The organism is Thermococcus henrietii, assembly GCF_900198835.1.
Classification (GTDB): domain Archaea; phylum Methanobacteriota_B; class Thermococci; order Thermococcales; family Thermococcaceae; genus Thermococcus; species Thermococcus henrietii.
The window spans coordinates 174,994-193,004 of record NZ_LT900021.1; the positions used below are offsets into that span (position 1 = coordinate 174,994).

Annotated in this window: 22 protein-coding genes; 8 read left to right on the forward strand and 14 right to left on the reverse strand. The window is 55.5% G+C overall.

The genetic code is table 11. The features are described 5' to 3' along the window. The first annotated feature begins 5 nt into the window (after window positions 1-5). Both CS910_RS01000 and CS910_RS01005 read left to right on the forward strand, forming a co-directional pair. A complete protein-coding gene (locus CS910_RS01000) occupies window positions 6-857 on the forward strand; it encodes a fumarate hydratase (RefSeq protein ID WP_099209318.1) in 852 nt (283 codons plus the stop codon). Then, on the forward strand, window positions 848-1,363 hold the full coding sequence (locus CS910_RS01005) for a FumA C-terminus/TtdB family hydratase beta subunit (RefSeq protein WP_099209319.1): 516 nt from the start codon (window positions 848-850) through the stop codon (window positions 1,361-1,363). The genes CS910_RS01000 and CS910_RS01005 overlap by 10 nt, the downstream gene beginning before the upstream one ends. Here the strand turns inward: CS910_RS01005 and CS910_RS01010 are convergent. The 3 genes from CS910_RS01010 to CS910_RS01020 form a co-directional block, all read right to left on the reverse strand. Beyond that, window positions 1,354-2,640 (reverse strand): NAD(P)-dependent malic enzyme, encoded by a 1,287-nt coding sequence (locus CS910_RS01010; RefSeq protein ID WP_099209320.1) that lies wholly within the window; start codon window positions 2,638-2,640, stop codon window positions 1,354-1,356. The genes CS910_RS01005 and CS910_RS01010 overlap by 10 nt on opposite strands. A 119-nt stretch (window positions 2,641-2,759) precedes the next feature. Beyond that, entirely contained in the window at window positions 2,760-3,260 is a 501-nt protein-coding gene (locus tag CS910_RS01015; protein ID WP_099209321.1) for a signal peptidase I, read from the reverse strand. Continuing rightward, entirely contained in the window at window positions 3,236-3,784 is a 549-nt protein-coding gene (locus CS910_RS01020) for a DUF531 domain-containing protein (RefSeq protein ID WP_099212340.1), read from the reverse strand. The genes CS910_RS01015 and CS910_RS01020 overlap by 25 nt, the downstream gene beginning before the upstream one ends. 61 nt (window positions 3,785-3,845) lie before the next feature. Here CS910_RS01020 and CS910_RS01025 point away from each other — a divergent pair, with 61 nt between their 5' ends. Further along, a complete protein-coding gene (locus tag CS910_RS01025) occupies window positions 3,846-4,922 on the forward strand; it encodes a hypothetical protein (RefSeq protein WP_099209322.1) in 1,077 nt (358 codons plus the stop codon). A 4-nt stretch (window positions 4,923-4,926) separates the two neighbouring features. After that, entirely contained in the window at window positions 4,927-5,856 is a 930-nt protein-coding gene (locus CS910_RS01030; RefSeq protein ID WP_099209323.1) for a dipeptidase, read from the forward strand. Here the strand turns inward: CS910_RS01030 and CS910_RS01035 are convergent. Both CS910_RS01035 and CS910_RS01040 read right to left on the reverse strand, forming a co-directional pair. Then, window positions 5,853-6,293: a hypothetical protein gene (locus CS910_RS01035; protein ID WP_099209324.1), complete on the reverse strand. Its 441-nt coding sequence runs from the start codon at window positions 6,291-6,293 to the stop codon at window positions 5,853-5,855. The genes CS910_RS01030 and CS910_RS01035 overlap by 4 nt on opposite strands. Further along, window positions 6,290-6,985, reverse strand: a complete 696-nt coding sequence (locus CS910_RS01040) for an RAD55 family ATPase (RefSeq protein WP_099209325.1) — start codon at window positions 6,983-6,985, stop codon at window positions 6,290-6,292. The genes CS910_RS01035 and CS910_RS01040 overlap by 4 nt, the downstream gene beginning before the upstream one ends. 75 nt (window positions 6,986-7,060) lie before the next feature. Here CS910_RS01040 and CS910_RS01045 point away from each other — a divergent pair, with 75 nt between their 5' ends. Beyond that, complete coding sequence (locus CS910_RS01045) at window positions 7,061-7,906, forward strand: class I SAM-dependent methyltransferase (RefSeq protein ID WP_099209326.1); 846 nt, start codon at window positions 7,061-7,063, stop codon at window positions 7,904-7,906. A gap of 45 nt (window positions 7,907-7,951) precedes the next feature. Here the strand turns inward: CS910_RS01045 and CS910_RS01050 are convergent, their stop codons facing one another. Then, window positions 7,952-9,820, reverse strand: a complete 1,869-nt coding sequence (locus tag CS910_RS01050; protein WP_099209327.1) for an alpha/beta hydrolase family protein — start codon at window positions 9,818-9,820, stop codon at window positions 7,952-7,954. 117 nt (window positions 9,821-9,937) lie between these two features. Here CS910_RS01050 and CS910_RS01055 point away from each other — a divergent pair, with 117 nt between their 5' ends. Continuing rightward, window positions 9,938-10,264 carry a hypothetical protein gene (locus CS910_RS01055; protein ID WP_042692266.1) on the forward strand — a complete coding sequence of 109 codons (327 nt, stop codon included), beginning with the start codon at window positions 9,938-9,940 and terminating at the stop codon, window positions 10,262-10,264. On the opposite strand, the gene CS910_RS01060 is transcribed toward CS910_RS01055, so the two are convergent. After that, window positions 10,232-10,882, reverse strand: a complete 651-nt coding sequence (locus CS910_RS01060; RefSeq protein WP_099209328.1) for a serine/threonine protein kinase — start codon at window positions 10,880-10,882, stop codon at window positions 10,232-10,234. The genes CS910_RS01055 and CS910_RS01060 overlap by 33 nt on opposite strands. Window positions 10,883-10,932: 50 nt before the next feature. On the opposite strand from CS910_RS01060, the gene CS910_RS01065 reads away from it, so the two are divergent. Beyond that, window positions 10,933-11,160 (forward strand): Lrp/AsnC family transcriptional regulator, encoded by a 228-nt coding sequence (locus tag CS910_RS01065; protein WP_014122803.1) that lies wholly within the window; start codon window positions 10,933-10,935, stop codon window positions 11,158-11,160. A 55-nt stretch (window positions 11,161-11,215) separates the two neighbouring features. Here the strand turns inward: CS910_RS01065 and CS910_RS01070 are convergent, their stop codons facing one another. The 5 genes from CS910_RS01070 to CS910_RS01085 all read right to left on the reverse strand — a co-directional run bounded on the left by CS910_RS01070 (window position 11,216) and on the right by CS910_RS01085 (window position 16,528). Beyond that, window positions 11,216-12,385 (reverse strand): ABC transporter permease, encoded by a 1,170-nt coding sequence (locus tag CS910_RS01070; RefSeq protein ID WP_223211905.1) that lies wholly within the window; start codon window positions 12,383-12,385, stop codon window positions 11,216-11,218. 20 nt (window positions 12,386-12,405) lie between these two features. After that, the gene (locus CS910_RS12030; RefSeq protein WP_223211906.1) at window positions 12,406-12,738 is read right to left on the reverse strand and encodes a hypothetical protein; all 333 of its coding nucleotides are present in this window, start codon (window positions 12,736-12,738) and stop codon (window positions 12,406-12,408) included. A gap of 163 nt (window positions 12,739-12,901) precedes the next feature. Beyond that, on the reverse strand, window positions 12,902-13,576 hold the full coding sequence (locus tag CS910_RS01075) for a TIGR00153 family protein (RefSeq protein ID WP_099209329.1): 675 nt from the start codon (window positions 13,574-13,576) through the stop codon (window positions 12,902-12,904). A gap of 4 nt (window positions 13,577-13,580) precedes the next feature. Further along, complete coding sequence (locus tag CS910_RS01080) at window positions 13,581-14,792, reverse strand: inorganic phosphate transporter (protein ID WP_099209330.1); 1,212 nt, start codon at window positions 14,790-14,792, stop codon at window positions 13,581-13,583. Between the two features lie 107 nt (window positions 14,793-14,899). Further along, entirely contained in the window at window positions 14,900-16,528 is a 1,629-nt protein-coding gene (locus CS910_RS01085) for a metallophosphoesterase family protein (protein WP_099209331.1), read from the reverse strand. 83 nt (window positions 16,529-16,611) lie between these two features. Here CS910_RS01085 and CS910_RS01090 point away from each other — a divergent pair, with 83 nt between their 5' ends. Then, complete coding sequence (locus CS910_RS01090; RefSeq protein WP_099209332.1) at window positions 16,612-16,968, forward strand: cupin domain-containing protein; 357 nt, start codon at window positions 16,612-16,614, stop codon at window positions 16,966-16,968. Here the strand turns inward: CS910_RS01090 and CS910_RS01095 are convergent. Together CS910_RS01095 and CS910_RS01100 are read right to left on the reverse strand one after the other, a co-directional pair. Further along, window positions 16,965-17,528: a signal peptidase I gene (locus tag CS910_RS01095; RefSeq protein WP_099209333.1), complete on the reverse strand. Its 564-nt coding sequence runs from the start codon at window positions 17,526-17,528 to the stop codon at window positions 16,965-16,967. The genes CS910_RS01090 and CS910_RS01095 overlap by 4 nt on opposite strands. Window positions 17,529-17,540: 12 nt before the next feature. Next, window positions 17,541-17,951, reverse strand: coding sequence for a hypothetical protein (locus tag CS910_RS01100; protein WP_099209334.1), 411 nt, complete (start codon window positions 17,949-17,951; stop codon window positions 17,541-17,543). Between the last annotated feature and the right edge of the window lie 60 nt (window positions 17,952-18,011).

Genomic DNA, 18,011 nt, shown 5'->3' on the forward strand with positions numbered 1-18,011 from the left:
GCCTATTGATAGGGGCAATCGTCGAGGCTATAAGGCTCGCAGTGACGAGGATTCCGGACGACGTCGTTTCCGCTCTAAGAGACGCTTACGAGCGCGAGGAAAACGGGGTGGCGCGTTTCAACCTTGAGAACATATTAAGGGCGATAGAGATTGGCAGAACCGAGTCCATACCCGTCTGTCAGGACACGGGGACGCTCACCTTCTTCGTGAAAGCCGGCCTGGACAGCCCGTTTCTGGGGGAAATCGAGGGGGCGATAGTGAAAGCCACGAGGCTTGCCACGAAGGAGGTCCCGCTCAGGCCCAACGCGGTGGACGTTCTCACGGGAAAGAACTCGGGCGACAACACGGGCAGGGGCGTTCCGGTAATCCACTGGGAACTCGTTGAAGGCGATGAAATCGAGATGGCGGTTCTGCCGAAGGGTGGCGGAAGCGAGAACTGCTCGGCTTTGGCAATGCTCACGCCGGGCGAGGGATGGGAAGGAGTTAAGCGCTTCGTGGTCGAGAGGGTCAAGGCCTGCGGTGGAAAGCCCTGTCCTCCGGTTGTTCTGGGCATAGGCGTCGGCGGTGGTGCCGATTACTCCCTCCTGCTGGCAAAGAAGGCCCTCCTGAGGAGGGTCGGCGAGAGGAACCCCGATGAAAGGATTGCGGAAATCGAGGAGGAGCTCTTGGAGGAAGTGAACGCCCTCGGGATCGGCCCGATGGGGATGGGTGGGAAAACGACCGCCCTGGACGTGAAGGTAGAGGTCGCCCACAGGCATCCTGCAAGCTTTCCAGTCGGTTTAGTCGTCCAGTGCTGGGCCAACAGGCGGGCGTTTCTGAGGGTAAAGCCCGACGGGAGGGTAGAGGTGTGGCAGTGAGGCTGAAAACCCCGCTGAGCATGGAGGACGTCCTTAGACTGAAGGCGGGGGACGTCGTTTACCTGTCGGGAGAAATCGTCACCGCGAGGGACTCGGCCCACAGGCGGATTCTGAGCACACCGAGGGAAGAGCTCCCGTTTAACCCGGAGGGGGCCGTAATCTACCACTGCGGGCCGGTCGTGAGGGAGACGGAGAGGGGCTACGAGATAGTGTCTGCCGGGCCGACGACGAGCGCGAGGATGAACCGCTACCTCGACGGGGTTCTTGGCCTGGGCGTCAGGGGAATAATCGGGAAGGGAGGAATGGGCGCTGAGCCGTTCAGGGGCAGAGCGGTTTACTTCGCCTTCACGGGCGGGGCCGGCTCGCTCGCCGCCAAAAGCATAAAGCGGGTCAAAGCCGTCCACTGGCTCGACCTTGGGATACCGGAGGCCCTCTGGGTCCTCGAGGTGGAGGACTTCCCACTGATTGTTGCCATAGATGCGCACGGAAACTCGCTCTACCGGTAGGCCCTCCGCCCCTCGTTCATGGGGACTATGAAGCGCGAGTAGAACTCCCTCCACTTCCTTAGCCTCTCCGCGACCTCCTCTGGATTAACGCGAACCCTCGCAACGCCTTCCTTCATGGCTTCCTCCGCCACCGCCCTCGCCACCGCCGGGTGAACGTCGGGGTGGAACGGTGATGGAATTATCTCCTCCTCGCTCGGCTCTATGACCGAGGCCATAGCCTTTGAGGCCTCTATTATCATACCGTCCGTTATCGTCCTGGCCCTGACGTCGAGCGCTCCCCTGAAAATCGCCGGAAAGCCGAGGAGGTTGTTTATCTGGTTCGGATAGTCGCTCCTTCCGGTGGCGACAATCCTCACACCGGCCTTTTTGGCATCCTCTGGAAGAATCTCCGGAACGGGATTGGCGAGGGGAAAAACTATCGCGTCGTCGGCCATGTTCCCTATCCACTCGGGCTTTATGACGCCCGGCCCCGGCCTCGTGAATGAGATTAGAACGTCCGCTCCTTCAAGCGCCTCTGCCGGGCCTCCCTCAATCCCCTCGCCGTTGGTCTTCGCGAGGAGTTCGCCCCTGTAGGGGAACAGCTCCTCAAGAGGCAAATCCGGCGTTAGAATCCTCGGCTTCCCCTTCACGAGCTCGACGACCCGGACGTTTTCAGGCTTAACGCCTGCCCTGACGATTAATCTGAGCGTCGCGAAACCGGCCGCCCCGGCTCCGAAGAGCGCGACACTTATCTCGTCAAGCTTCTTGCCGACTACCTTGAGGGCATTGATTAAACCCGCCAGAACGACGCTCGCCGTGCCCTGCTGGTCGTCGTGGAAGACCGGAACATCGAGCTCTTCCCTCAGCCTGTCGAGGATGTAGAAGCACTTGGGCGAGGCTATATCTTCAAGGTTTATCCCACCGAAGGAAGGTGAGACGGCTTTAACGACATCTATGAACCTTTCGGGGTTCTTCTCTGCTAAAACGAGCGGGAACGCGTCAACGCCGCCGAATGCCTTGAAGAGCAGGGCCTTGCCCTCCATAACCGGGAGAGCACCGAGGGGCCCAATGTCTCCGAGACCTAAAACCCTTGTCCCGTCGCTGATTACCGCTATTGTGTTTCCCCTGTTGGTATATTCAAAGGCTTTCTCGGGCTCCTCCGCTATCTCGCGCGAGACCTCGGCGACACCTGGAGTGTACGCCAGGGGAAGGGTTTCCCTCGTGAGCGGGACCTTTGGAATGACCTCGATTTTGCCACTACCGATGAAGTTACCCCTGTGAAAATCCCTCGCGTCCATTCAACCACCAAAGGGATTTGGCATAGAGAAGTTAAAATGCCTTTCGATAGAAAGAAAAAATTAACGAAAAAGCGTCAGGGGCCGATTAGTTCATCACGGCTCAGCCACCTACCCTCACATCATCCGCCGAGGCCGAGGGCGTCGCGAATCCAGAGCGGTATTAGGCCAATCTTGGGTATGACGAACTCGGCCTTGGCCTCAACGGCGTAGGCGGGAGCACAACCAGCTATGTAGCCGTTCGGCAACTGAACCTCGAGCATTCCCTCCGGAGTCGGATACGGGGGGTCCGGAACGGGGTTGTTGTCGCCCCAGGTTACGAAGCACTTCTCAGGCTTCCCGTTGATTTTAACCGTGTAAATGTAGCGGACGCGGTGGATTATCGGGTACTCGTAGCCGGGACGCTTGTAGACTATCACGTCGCCGACCTTTATCTGGTCGGGGTTCGTTACACCCTTGAGGAGAACCACGTCTCCCCTGTAAAAGACGGGTTCCATCGAGCCGCTGACGACAATGACGAGGGGAGAGCTTGTGTGAAGGGCCACTTTAAGGCCCGCCTGGATTCCAAAGACGACCAAGATTGCCACCAAAAACCAAGCTACTTCCTTCTTCCACTCCTCCATTTCAAGGCCTCCATGTACGTGGCGATTCTAACGGCGATGGCCCCTATAGCGGTGCAGGTTTCGAGGCTGACCCTCTTCCCCGTGATGTCCATATGATGACGTGCCAACTTAAAGGTTTCCTTCGGCAGGCCGTGCCGTCCGAGCCCTATGAGGAGAAGAAAACGCTCACCGCTGAGGGCTCTCTCCGCCAGTTCAAGGGGTGTGATTTCTTTTTCTTCAGAGGGCTTTCTCGTAGTTGCCACTGGAGTTCCAAACTGGGGCGGAAATCCCCTCTTTGGAAAATCAAGAAGATGAAATCTGTTTCCTTGCGCGAGTTCGATGAGGTACCTGCCGCCCTCACCTATCGTCGTTGACTCTGCTACGGTCTCGGCGACGTCGAGTGGTTTTCCCTCCAGTGGAAATCCCACGAGGGCCAGGTGAAAGCCGTAGGCATAAGCTATAGGCGCGGAGCGGGCTATCGCACGCAGGTGTGCCTCATGAAGCTTCCGAGCATCGTATGTGTTGTAGAGAGCCAGAGTTAGCATAGGCATGTTGGACGAACTCCGGGAACGTTTATAAGGATTTGGAAATAAATTAAAAGTTGTCATGACCGACGTCGAAGAGATTAAAGCCTTGGCAGAGAGGGGACAGTTCGAGGACGCGCTTGAGAGAGTGTGGGACTTAGAGGATGAGCTGGACCAGATTGAGGCCCTCATCAACGTAGCCATCACCATACGACGAAAAGGCGGTCCCGAGGACTGGATTCCGGGAATCCTCGAGGACGCAGAGTACATAGCCGAGCACTCGAAGGACCCATACGTTAGGGCCATAGGGTACGGCATAATCGCCTTCGCCTTCCACGCCCTCGGCTATTACAAGGAGGCAGCCGAGACCTTCAACACCGCCATAGAGGAGGCCGGCAAGATTAAGGATTCCCTGTTAAAAGGGGAAGCCATAGCGACGATAGCGTACTACGTTGCCACGACCGGCGATGCTGAAATGGCCATGGGGCTCTTCGACGTGGCCTTCGACGTTATAGCCAGGGCGGAGGTAGAATACAGGGCTAAAGTTGACGGCCTTCTCAAGATAGCCGAACTCATGGAGAACGCCGGCGATGCGCTGTTCTCTAAGAACGCAATAGGCTTTTACAGGACCGCATTTGACATCTTCGACAAGCTCCACGTGAACCAGAGGGCCGGCGTCACAGAAAAGAAGCTCCAGCTCGCCGAGATAATGAGCGAGACTGGGTTGCCGGAGATAAGGCGCGCCCTGCTCGAGGGACGCTACCACTACGCGCTGGCTTTGATACGGAGGAAGTTCAAGGGTGCGTCGAAGCTCATTGGGGAACTCGAGGCGGCCCTTTGGATGAAGCGCGTAAATGAGCCGACTTACGTAGAGGTTATTGAAGAGGCACTCCGCGAGGCCGGCAACGTTGAGCTCTCACCGGCGAGCGCCCAGAGGGTGGCGATGCTCTTGACCCAGCTCGGAAGCCTCAGGGACGCGCTGACCTTCGCGGAGATGATAGAAGACCCGGGAAGGAAGAGCAGTGCCCTCAGGGGAATAGCGATTGCCCTCGCCGAGAGGGAGGAGTACGACGAGGCCAAAAAGGTGGCCGAGTCAATACCCCTGCCAGAGGTCAGGGCGGAAACCTTAAGGGACGTCGAGATGATGTCCCTTGGGTGAGCCCATGATTTTCGACGCACACTCGGATTTGCCCACCTTCATCTACGACGAGAGAAAGGCAGGAAAAACGCGCGTCCTCGAAGGGAACTGGCACTTCTTCAACGGCTGGGTTAGTTCTAGGGTTATGGCGATATGGACGAGGCCGGACAGGCGAAAGGACGCAACCGTTTACGGCTTCGAGGTTTTGAACGCATTTCTTAAGGACGTCGAGGAGAGCGAGCGCTTCGAGCTCGTAAGGAACGTTGAGGAAATGAAAAGCGCAATTAAGGACGGTAGGGTGGCACTCTGGCTCGGCCTCGAAGGAGGAGAGCCGATAGGCGAGAGTTTAGAGCTCCTCGAGGTCTTTTACCGCCTAGGGCTCCGCGTTCTGACGCTTACCTGGAGCTTGAGGAACGCAATAGGCGACGGTGTCTTCGAGAGGACCAAAGGAGGCCTCACCAACTTCGGCGCGGAGGTCGTTGGAAAGGCGGAGGAGCTGGGGATAGTGATAGACCTCAGCCACATAAACGAGGCCGGCTTCTGGGACGCCCTTGATGTCACCTCCTTCCCGGTCATAGCGTCGCACTCCAACGCGAGGAAGCTCTGCGACCACCCAAGGAACCTGACCGACGAGCAGTTGAAGGCGATAGCCGAGAGGGACGGCGTCGTTGGGGCGGTTGCCATACCGGGCTTCGTGGATAAGGAGGGGCCGACGCTGGAAAAGTACGTCGAGCACATAACTTACATGGCCGACCTCATCGGATACAAACACGTCGGCCTCGGCTTCGACTTCGTCTACTACCTGAGCGGGTGGAGCGGAAAGAGCGTCGAGGGCTTCGAGGACGAGTCGAGGATTCCCGCACTCATTGAAAAGCTGAAGGAGAACTTCAGCGAGAAAGAGGTGGAGGCGATAGCCTTCAAGAACTTCGAGAGGGTGTTTGAGAGGATAACCTAAGGCCTCCTAAGGAAAGGAGGTATCCCTAGGTGGTCCCTGCTGTTGGAGAAGCGCACGAAGCCGAGGAAACGCACCTCCCCAGTGAACCTCGTGGAGAGCACGCTGAAAATCCCCGACCGCTCAGCGGCAGAGCGGGCGGACTCCCTGGCGAATTCCACCTCAAGTACGGGGGGCCGGTAGACTCCAAGCATTATATCAAGCTCCCTGTCGGAGGCTCCCTCACTTCTTCCCTTTCTGAAGGCCTCAAGGGCGCTTGGAAGGACATTCTTGGCCTCAGCCTCCCCAAGGACCCGCTCCTTAAGCTCCCTCGACCAGCCGCTCCAAGCCAAGTGACCAGAGTAGCCCAGAAAATAGCCGAGTAAATAGGCCTTTCTAACTGGATTTTCCTCCATCTGGATTTCTGCCACTGTCACAGGCTTTCTTCGGAACCTCCTCATATGAGCGGCCCCCTGACGGAGAGTCCGCGAGAACCGAACTCAACGCGGTACATCCTGGTCTCGTGGTTCGTCCTGCGCATCTTGAGCACTTGGAGGGCCCTAACCATCTTGACCCCGTCGAGGTAGTAGTGGAGCATTATGACGCCATCGACGAGGTAGTGTTCCTCGGTGTAGCGGTCAAGCTCAGTCAGCTCGGCAACGAGGACGCTTGTTATGTTTAGATCCTCAATCGTCCTAAGGAACGTTGCCAGCTCCGCCCTCTTCTCAGCTGGGTCGGTTGTCGGGAAGTCTATGGCGGTAAGCGGATCTATGACGAGACGCGAAATCTTCGCCTCCCTAGCGAGGTCTTTGATGCGGAACATGACGCTACTCCATTGGGGTGGTTTGGCTGTAGAACCCCAGAGCTCCTTTCCGAGGTCGTAGAGGATTAGGTTTCCCCTGGCAACGTGGTCCCTCACCTCAGGGTCAAAGCGCTCGAAGTCCTTCAAAACCTCCTCTGGATTGTGGACGAGGGACATATAAGCGACCCTCTCGCCGTTTCTCGCACCTTCCACGAGGAACTGCATGGCAAAGGTGGTCTTCCCACTTCCAGGAGGACCCGTGACAAGGTAAGCCTTCCCAGGGACGAAACCGCCCTCGATGAGCTCGTCAAAGCCGGGAATTCCCGTGCGAACTCTCTCGCCAACTTTCATCGTCCCATCCTCCCTCTTGTTAATGAATGGGCAAAACTATATAAAAAGGTGTCCCACCCTGTGTGAGGGAATACTATGGACAACTACTTCCTAACGGCCCGGGACGCGAGGAGGATGCTCCTTTCAAGGGAGAGTGTCAGGCTCAACCTCGACCTCAGGAGGACCAACAGGACGTGGGAGATAAAGCTGGAGGGCAACGAGTTCATCTTCCCCGACGGAACGCGAGTTTCGAGAGACGTCATCGAGAGGATAGCGAGGGACGAGGGAGGCGTTTACTTTGTGAGAGGAGGGGGTGTCTACAAGGCCGCCATCGCTGGAGAGCACTTCTACAAGCTCGTTCCGACGATTCCGCCGACGATTGAGATAAACGGCATCAGGATGCACAGGACAAAGGGAGTAAACCCGCTCCAAGACACAAGGAACAAGGTGAATGCTGTAAAACCAAAGGAAGGCGAGACGGTCTTAGATACCTGCATGGGGCTCGGCTACACCGCCATAGAGGCCTCAAAGAGGGGAGCCTACGTCATAACAATCGAGAAAGACCCAAACGTCATCGAGCTTGCGAAGATAAACCCCTGGAGCAGGGAGCTCTTCACGGGCGGTAAAATACAGGTGATTCACGGCGACGCCTTCGAGGTCGTGAAGCGCTTTAACGACGAGAGCTTTGATGTAGTCATCCACGACCCGCCGCGCTTTTCCTTAGCCGGCCAGCTCTACTCGGAGGAGTTCTACCGCGAGCTTTTCAGGGTTTTGAAGCCCGGCGGAAGGCTCTTCCACTACGTTGGAAATCCGGGGAAGAGATACAGAAGAAAAGACCTCCAAAGGGGCGTCATGGAGCGGTTACGAAAAGCGGGCTTCGTCGGCGTTAAGCGCGTTGAAGAGGCACTTGGAGTCGTGGCGAGAAAACCGGGGAAGAAATGAACAGAATTGGACACCCCCTAAAAGGGGGATGTCCAGAGGTGTATATTAAGGTTTCTCCTTCAGTATCTTCTCGACGTCGAAGCCCTCCTTGTAATTCCTGAGCTTCCTCTCGAAGAACTCGATGAAGAGCTTGTAGCGCTTTGAGCGGTGCTTCGGGCTTCCGCGAATGCTGTGGCCGTGCGGGCCCCTCTTGAAGACGGCTATGTAGGCTTCCTTGCCGAGGTCTTTCAGAACGTTGTAGAACATCAGGCTCTGGTCGAGCGGACAGCGGTAGTCCTCAAGCGAGTGTATGAGCAGTATCGGGGCCTTCACGTTCTCCGCGTAGAACAGCGGGCTGAGCTTCCTGTAGTTCTCGTTTTCGAGTGGATTCGGGCCGATGACCTCGACGTCGAACCAGAGGCCGATGTCCGAGAAAGCATAACTTGTCAGCCAGTAGCTTATGCCGTTCTCGCTGATTCCGGCCTTGAAGAGGTCGGACTGAGTCAAAGCCCAGTTGGTCATGAAGCCGCCGTAGCTTATGCCCGTTATTCCAACGCGCTCCCTGTCAGCCTGAGGCTCGAGCTTGAAGAACTCTTCTATACCGGCCATTATGTCCTCAAAGTCCTCCAGGCCAGTCCTCTCGAGGACGCGGAGCGCGAAGTCTTCGCTATAGCCGTCGCTACCGCGCGGGTTGACGTAGACCACGTAGTAGCCTTTGTTCGCCATCAACTGCATCTCGTAGACGAAGCGGTGCCCGTACATTCCCTTCGGCCCGCCGTGGACGAAGACTATCACCGGGGCCTTCTCATCCTCCTTGAGCTCAGGTTTGAGGTACCAGCCGTCTATCTCCAAATCCTTGCTCTTGAAGCGGAAGTGCCTCGGCTCGAAGGTTTTCAGCTTCTCAAAGATTGGCCCGTTGTAGTCGGTGACCTGCTTGAGCTCGCCGTCGTAGAGGTAGAGCTCGCCTATCCTCGTTGCCGTCATTATGAGGAGCAACGCCTTTCCGTTGCTGGCATCCAAGCCGTAAATCCAGTGGTCACCAACGACGACCCTCTCAGCTTTACCGTCCCAGAGCCAGAGGTGAACACTGCCCGCGTCTGGCGTCAGGAAGTAAACCTTGCCCTCGGTGAGCTTCGCGCCCCAGACGTCGAGCGGACCCTCGTAGACGGGCTTAAGCTCGCCGTCGTAGATGTAAAGCCAGTCGTGCTCGCTGATGAACTTCTTCTCCCTCTTGCCCCTCAGGAGAATCACCTTCCCGTCGGAGTCAACCGCCTCGAAGGAAACGCGCTCGAAGAGCTTCTCCTCGTTTCCGTCCTTCCAGAGGTAGATGTCGTGGAACTTGAAGAGGGCGGGTTTACCGTTTTCACGGTGCGGGACGTTGATGAGTATTCCATCTCCGTGCCAGAGACCCGAGCTAAAGCGGGGCTTCTCGAACTCCTCAATGATTTCCTCCGCCTCGGTGTCGAGGACCCAGAAGGTCGTTTTCTCACCGTCCAGGAATCCCATGCTGTCGAACCAGAAGGGAACGTCGTCGTCGAATACGAAGTCGTCATCGTCGTGCCTCTTGAAGCCTACCACCAGAAGCCTCCTCGAGTCGTCGTTCCACTGGAGGGAGCGAATGTTCTTGGCCGAGAGAACCTTCTTGGCGCTCATCGTCTCAAGCTCTGCAACCCAGACCTCTGTTTCCTTCTTCTCCTCGTTGGGCCTCGTGAAGGCAAGTTTACTCCCGTCCGGCGAGAGCCTCGGCATGGAGGCGTTCTCTATGAAGCGCCTTGAGCCGGTCTCGAGGTCCTCAACGACTATCGTGCTCTCGTACTTGTTGTCCTTCATGTTGACCTTGGTCAGGGTGTAAGCTACTCTGCTCCCTTCAATCCTCGGGTCGTTCACGTAGGCGAACCGAGAAAAGGTCTTCTCGTTCCATTCGATACCGCTCATAACGCTATCACCAGGGTATGATAGGCGCCGAGGTATAAAAGCTTAACTCCAATGGACATCAATGAACACGGGAACCTTTAAAAGGAGCCCGCCGATAGTGCCAGGACAGGTGAGAGCATGAAGGAAACAAGCGCCATAGCGATAATCCTGGCCGTGGGGATAGGCGTTTCGTTGCTCCTGAAGAACTACATCGGGATAGCAATAGCGGCCTTCGGAATACCGGCGTACCTAGCTTACACCGCCCGTGAACAGAACATACTCGCGAAGTCGAGGCTCTACGACAGGGACCTGTTCCTCATGATTGGCATCTCGATAGTTGTAATCCTCGTCTTCAACTACTTCCTCGACCCGAGGATTGGACTCATAGCCCTCGCCATCGTCGTTCCGCTCCTTGCTCTCTACGCCGACAGGCTAAAGGCCGGAAAGAAGGCCCAGAAGGCGTGAAAGCTTTCCGGTTCTCTTGTACTCCCTCAGCGCTTCTTTTACCTCCTCCCTGAAACCCTCGTCGAGACCGAACTTCATGTATAACCTTTCTGAAATCGCGTTTCTGCCGACGAAGAGCATCGAAAAGGCCGAGGTTAGGTTGTTCGGCTTCCTCCAGCCGGCCTTCTCGAAGTCTATGATGTAAACGTCCTCGCCGACTATTATGTGTTTACCCCCCTGAATCTGGCCGTGGTCGAGGTAGAGCCTGTCGAGTAAGGCCGTTTTCTCGGATATTCCGAAGAGGTGACGCTTTTCAACGTCCCCGTAGAGAACGGGCTCACCATCGGCGAACTCCCTGACGAGGTAGGGCAGGCCCTCAAAGACCCCCGTGAAGAGGAGCGGGGGCGTGATTCCGAAGGGCTCTATCGCCCTCAGTATCCTCGCCTCCCTTTCAAAGTTGTTCCTCGGCGAATCCGGCCTCTGGAGCTTCACGACGACCTTTCTTCCCTTGAACTCGCCGAGGAAGACGAGGCTCGTAGTGCCTTTGGAGAACGGCCTGACCCCACTTAACCCAAGACCCTCAAGGTGGTTCAGAAACCGCTCCAGTTTCTTACGACCGATGATGTTCTCGAACGTCATACTCGATAAGCTTAAATAGGTCGCGGGTTAAATATTTTTGGTGATAGCCCATGGTGACGGCTTTTATTTTGATGGTTACGGCCGCTGGAAAGGAAAGGGAAGTTATGGAGAAGCTTCTCGCCATGCCAGAAGTTAAGGAGGCCTACGTCGTTTACGGCGAGTACGACCTCGTTGTCAAAGTTGAAACGGACACGCTCAAGGACCTCGACCAGTTCATAACCGAGAAGATAAGGCGCATGCCGGAAATCCAGATGACTTCGACGATGATAGCCATCTGATTCTCTCGTTCTTCTCTCTACGATTCTTAATCTCCACAAGCGGAGATTGGGCTCATCATCTCAGGTCGGCTTTCCTGAATTTGAGCCAGGCGATTGTGAGGTAAACCAGCGTAGGGAAAATTAGCATCGTCAAGCTCCCGGGATAGTCGAGAATCTCTGAAAGGGGCCTTGGCGGAAGGTCCCTCTTTGGAGAGACCGCCATCCCAAGCACGGTGTAGTGCAGAAAAGGACTCGGCACGGGAAGGGAGTTTTTGGCCAGAACATCAACTAACGGCTCCCCCGCCGAGTTTGAGGCCGCAATGATGGCGATTGGAATTGCAAAGCTCAGCAGGAAGGCCAGTACCAGCGAGACGAAAAGCGCCCTCCTGCCCCGCATAAAGACCGAAAGCAAATAGCCGAGCGCCAAGTACTGGACGAGCGAGAGGAAGAGAAGAAAACCGAAGACCAATCCGACCCCAAGGGTTCTGCTCAAGGGAGCACCCAAGTGGAGGGCGTAGGCAACGAGGATGGCCAGGTAGAGGGTGGTCCCGATGAAGACGGCAGAGATGTCGCTCAGGAGCGTTCCAAGGAAAAAGTCCCTCCTCCTCAACGGCTTGCTCAGCAGAACCCTCACAGTCCCATTCTCGATGGCCGAACTTATCGAGACCGCCCCGAGGGGGAGGACAACAAATGGTAGGAATACTCCAGCCAGAGCCGAGATTAGAGCGTTCAAAATGCCGGTAAGACCGTAAAGGGAGTTGTACTTGTCGAGAGTGGCCTTATTTAAAAACGCCATTAGGGCAGTAAAGGCGACAAAAGCCATGAAGCGCCTGCTCTGAATGCTCAGCCCGAGGAAAACACCGTGAAGCCCGCGTAGGGAGAAGGGAAACTCCGGAAGTGAGAGGGCCTCGGGGCTTCTAAGCTCCCTCCTCCGGAAGACTTCCATTCCAGCGAGCGAGAGTGCAACATACAGAGCCAGGAGCTCCCCCACGGCGCGGTAAGAAACCGAGACGCTTTCCCCGATAGAGATTGCCCTCTCAATGTAAGCCGTCGGAATGAAGGAATAATCGAACTTTCCGAGGAGCGGGAGCGCAATAAACGCTCCAAGCCCGAGGAAGACCCCAGAGTCACGAGAGGTCGCTAATGGAAGAAGGAGCAGGGCAATTCCGATTATACCAACCAGCGAGAGCGAAAGGGCGAGGGAGCCGATGAGATAGTCTTTAACTTCGAGACCATGAGCCAGCATCGCGAGTGTCCCGGAAACAGCTACCCCATAGCAGAAATCAGGGCGAGTTTCAGGCCCTCAACGGCCCAGCCGAGGAAGTAGCGCCTCCTTGTGAGAGGCCTTGAGAGCATTAAGAGAACGTTGCCCCGCTCGAATTCCGAGCCAAAGTGCGAGAGGAGCAAAATTAAGAGCAGGGGAGCCAGAAGATACTTGATGAAGTTTGGATGCCACTTGGAGAGCAAATCGGCCGTTATCCGGTAGCCGAGCCGTTCAGGAGACACGTTGGGGTAGTGGAAGGTAAACCTGTTAACGTCTATCTCGACCGCTATGGCCGGGAAGAGCGAGATAAGGAAAAGCAGAAGCTTAGTTCTCATTTCGCACCACCTACAACTCACCCTGAGAAGTAAGGGATTCACCTGTAACGCCAGCACGGTGAAACGATGAGGCAATGCTTCCATAAAAGTTGGGAACTATTCTAAAGTCGCCCCCCAATCCCACCCGAAAAAAGTTAGGAAGGAGGTTTAAAAAAAGTAACCCTCACTTGTTCATCATCAGCCTTATCCTCTCTGCGGCATCCTTGGCCTTGTCCGAGATGTTGCTGAGAGTTCTGGCGACGTTGAGCAGGTATATCCCAGTTCCCCAGTTGAACTTCTCGGCGTTCTCAAAAACGAGCCTCATCAACTGAGTGTCGAGTTCGTCTATGGTTTTTTCAACGTCCTCGATGGCGTGGATTAACTCGTACTCCCTCTCAATTTCCTTCTCTGCGAAACCGCTTTCTATAACCCTGTCCATCTGAACAATAGCCTCGTGGACAAGCTTCGCGGCGTTTATGCTCTCTGTTCCCATCGCTAACATGACATCCTTTATTTCCTTTGGAATCCCGTCCGGCTTTCCTACCAGCAACCACTTCGCGGTGTCCTCAGCGGAATCGGCAACCTTGTCCTGCATGTGGAGGTAGATGAGGACGTCCTCGCGCGAGACCGCCATCATAAGCTTCGAGCTGAGCGAATCGCGGATTTCTTCCTTTATCCTGTCCGCTATGTCCTCAAGCCTATCCACCTCAATTGCCAGGTCCCTCATCTCCTCGTAGTTACCGCTGTACCATGCGTTAAGGGCCTTTTCGAGTGTCTCTACCGTTTGGTAAACTACTTCCGAGTGCTTTATCAGAGGCTTGAAGGGGCTCTTCGCGAAGAGTTTCATCCATACCTGCACGGTATCACCCCACGAGCATTAAGACCTTGAATATGACGGCGCTTATCGCGGCCGCCACCGGAACCGTCACGAACCATGAGATTATTATGTCCTTCAGGATTGAAGTGTTTATCGCCTTGATTCCCCTGGCAAGACCGACGCCAACAACCGCACCAACGACGGTGTGGGTCGTTGAAATCGGCATTCCCAGCCAGCTGGCCACGAGTATAACCGTTGCCGCTGAGAAGTCTATGGAGAAGCCCCTTGTGTTCGTCAGCTCGGTAATCCTTTTCCCAACGGTCTCCATAACCTTGTAGCCGTACATGAAGATTCCAATGGCTATACCGAGACCACCCATGGCCATAATCCACTTCGGAACTGGAACCTTCATTCCGGCCATCCCCATCGTTATAACGGCGTAGGCTGCCGCTATCGGACCGACTGCGTTGGCGACGTCGTTTGAGCCGTGGGCAAGGGCCACGTAGGCGGAGGTAACGACCTGAACCTTCCGGAAGATGCTCTCGACTCCGATGTAGGGGTCGCTGGGTTTGAAGTGAAGCTTAATCAGGAGGTAGCTCAGGATAAAGACGACGATTCCAGTTGGAATCCCGTAGAAAAGAACACCATGGACGAGGTTTTTGCCGTGGAGGACCTTGATGTAGAACATGGTTCCTATTACGACAAAGGCCAGCCCAATCCAGAAGGGGGCCCAGTAGCGTGCGCTTTTCACCGGGTCCTTCCGGACGAGGATGCTCCGTCTAACAGCCTTGAAAACGAAGAACGCAACGATTGCACCGAATATAGGGGAGAGAATCCAGCTGAGAACGACCTGGCCGAGCTTACCCCAGTCCACTATGCTCGTGCCCGCGTAGACGAGTCCGTAGCCGACGACGCCACCGATGATTGAGTGAGTCGTCGAGACGGGAAGGCCGTTGTAAGTGGCGAAGATTAGCCAGATGCTAGCCGCAAGGAGGGCTGCCAGCGACCCGTAAACTATTACCCAGGGGTCGTGAATCATGTTGACGTTTAGGATTCCCTTCCTTATCGTCTCCGCAACGCTCTTCCCAAAGAAGTACGCGCCCGTGAAGTTCATAACACCCGCTATAACCGCGGCCTGCTTCGGCGTTATGGCCTTCGCACCGACGGCGGTTCCCATCGAGTTGGCAACGTCGTTGGCACCGATGTTCCAGGCCATCCAGAATCCGAGGATGATTGTAGCGATTAGCCACGGGTCCATCCACACCACCGGGCGAAACTAAATAGCACAAAATAAATATCTTGTCGCAATAAAATATAGCCCACTAAATGTCTCTATATAGACATAAATAGAATAAATAAAAAAGTTCAAGTGGAAACCTTAACCACCTTTATGTCAATCCTTCCATCGGGTTCCATCGTCAGGACAACGTAGTGGTGGAAGCCGCCCTCGTTAGGCGGGGCGTAGAGAGGAGCACCGCCACCACCCGTTATGAGGAAGTGAACGCCGTCGTAGGTTCCGTTCCAGTATAGGTGAATGTGGCTGAAGATTCCGAATGCGCCGTATTCCCGCATAAGCTTGAGAAGCTCCTTCGCGCTCTCCTCGCTCATCGCGTGGTCGTCTCCACCAGGCCTCGGGTCGTAGGGCGGTGCGTGCATAACGACGACCGGCCTCTCACCGCGCTCCTTGGCTATCTCAAACTGCTTCTTGAGCCAGGCAAACTGCTCGTCGGTCAGGCTGTAGTCGTTGTCCACATCGTCCGCGAAGATGTAGCGGTAGTTTCCGAGGCTGAAGGCGTAATCAGTTGGACCGAAGTAGTAGTGGAAGATGCTTACTCCCTCGCCCTGGTACTCGTGGTTTCCGACCGCTATGAAGACGGGCTTGTTCCAGTGCCAGACCTTCATGAGCTCGGCCCACTGGTAGATTGTGCCGGAGTAAACGAGGTCGCCACCGTCTATGACGAAGGCCCCGCTCTCGTTGTTGACGTCCGCCATTATCTTGAGGAAGACCTCTGGGGGCTTGTCACCGCTCGCCGGCCGGTGGTCGCCGAAAGCGAGGACGCGGTATTCGCTAACGTTCTTAGCAACTATTGAAAAGCTCGGCTCACTCGTGGTGAACTCTATCGTTGTGTTGTCAAGGACTTTGGCTCCCTCGGGGAGAACCATGAGTTCCGGGTTGACGTTCTCGATGACGTAGGTTAGCTTGACGTTCTTCGGGTTCTCAACCTTCACGGTGACGTTGAAGCCAAGGGCCCTTATGTAGACCGTCGTGCCGTTGACGAGCCTTATGAAGCCGCCATTGACCGTGACGTTCTCGCCCTTGACAACCCTCCAGTAGTAGTTGAAGGGCTCGTCGTAGAGGAGCTGGTAGAGCTCGTAGTGCTCATCGCTATCGGGGATTCCGTTGAAGTTAACGTCGCCGAACTCCTTGAGGAGAATCCCCTCGAAGGAACCTGAGCGAACGACAGCGTTGGGGTCAACGGAAAGCTTTCCGTCCTTAAGCTCCCTGAGGAAGTAGAGCGAGGCACCGACGCCGGCCCTGCTCGTTCCAGTAACGACCATGACGGAGCCGTTCTCGGAGTTGAGAATCGCTATCGCGCCGAGCCAGGGGCCCGGAAGGTGGGTTCCGTACTTATAGGCGATGTAGCCGAAGGGTTCAATCTCCCGAACCTGAACGGGTTTTCCAAAGAGTATCCTTGAACTGACCTCGTCCCCAGGGGAGAGAACGACTATCCCGCTTCCCCCAAACTGGGAGAAGGGCTCGACCTTTGCGTTCGGGAAGTAGTGCTTAACCAGGCCCTCGTAGCCGTCGCTGACGTAGAACGTCTCGTTGAAGAGCTCCCACCAGCTTCCGATGACCTTTCCTGTGGGATACTTGGCGAAGTTAATTCCAGTGGGCTGAGATGTGGACGTCGTTGAGCTCTGCGTCTGGGTTGAACCTATGCATCCGCCGGCCAGAACGACCAGGATTAAGACCAGGCCAAGTACGCGCCTCATGCAACCACCCGCTGAAACTCTATGTTAGCCTTAAAAGCGTGAAGGTTTAAATATGAATCCGTCTAAACCTGAGCGGTGATACCATGTTCGTCGGGCACTACAAGGACGTCCCCGAGAAGGACACCGGTTTTGAAGGCGTGACCATAAGGTGGCTCGTTTCTCCGAAGCTTGGCGCCAAGAACTTCGCGATGCGCTACTTCGTCATGAAGAAGGGCGCCGAGATTCCGATACACCAGCACGACTGGGAGCACGAGATTTTCATCATGAAGGGAGAGGGAATAATAACCAACGGAAAGGAGGAGCACCACGTTAAAGCTGGAAACTTCCTCTACGTCCCGCCCAACGAGCCCCACGGCTACAAGGCCCTAACTGACACCTTCGAGTTCCTCTGCCTCATTCCGGCCAAGAAAGAAGCCATCCCCGAGGAGGAATGGGCTTAACGGCGGTAGTACCTCTTCAGCTTTTTCCTTTTGACTGCGAGCAGAGAAGGCTTGGCCCACTTGGGCCTGGGTGGCTCTTCTTCGAGGAGTATTAGGGCAATCTCATAGGCCAGGCTACCGATGATGAACAGAAAGATGAGGAGGACTATTAGGGGAGTGTAGTACCAGACCATGCCAACCTTCGGAATCACGAGGATTACCTTCCCTATAACCTGGTCCGGATAAACGCGCCAGGGGTCGGTGTATTTTCGGTTGTCACCCTTCGTCACGAAGTAAATTCTGCCGGATTCATCGGTTTTTATTGCCACGATTCGGTGAGAGATTCTATAAGTTGAGCTTCCTATGTGAACCTCGTAGAGTATCACGTCACCGACGTGAAGCTCGGATGGAGAAACCGGCCTTGTAACCACGAGGTCACCGGGGTTTATGTGGGGCTCCATGGAGTCTGTGAGTATGACAACGTACTGGAAGCCGAGGGCGAAGTGAAGGACTAACACGAGGACGAGGAAACCCACCAAAAGATAGGAGAGAAGGGACAGGGGGGCGGGGCGATGGTTCATTCAAAACCCCCATCAGCTCACTGAAACCTGCTTGCCAGCGATGACGAGGGAGACCTTGGTTATGTAGTTATTCTCAAGGTCTATGTTGAGGTTCGAGACGGTTATCGTGGTCTGGTCTGCTTTGATTGAACCAGTTTGTGATATAACGTTTCCATTATCAAGCGTTACGTAGAACGTCCAGGTCCCATTCACACCAGGACCTTTGTCGAGGGTTATGGTAGCCCCAGTTATTACTGGCTCGTTCGAGGAGAACTCCCAGTTCACGGCGGCCTTGGTAGTGTCCACGGCAACCGTACTGTTGGCACCGCCGCCGACCTTCTGAACACTTATGCCAATCCTTGGAACGGCAAGGGCAGTTCCGAGTAGAGTGAGAACCAGCACAAACACAAGTGGAATTAAACGCTTCTTTGCGTTCCTCCTCATTCAAGCCACCTCCGTTTTAACCCTCAAGGGAGGTGGAAACGGTGGTATAAATAGTTTTCT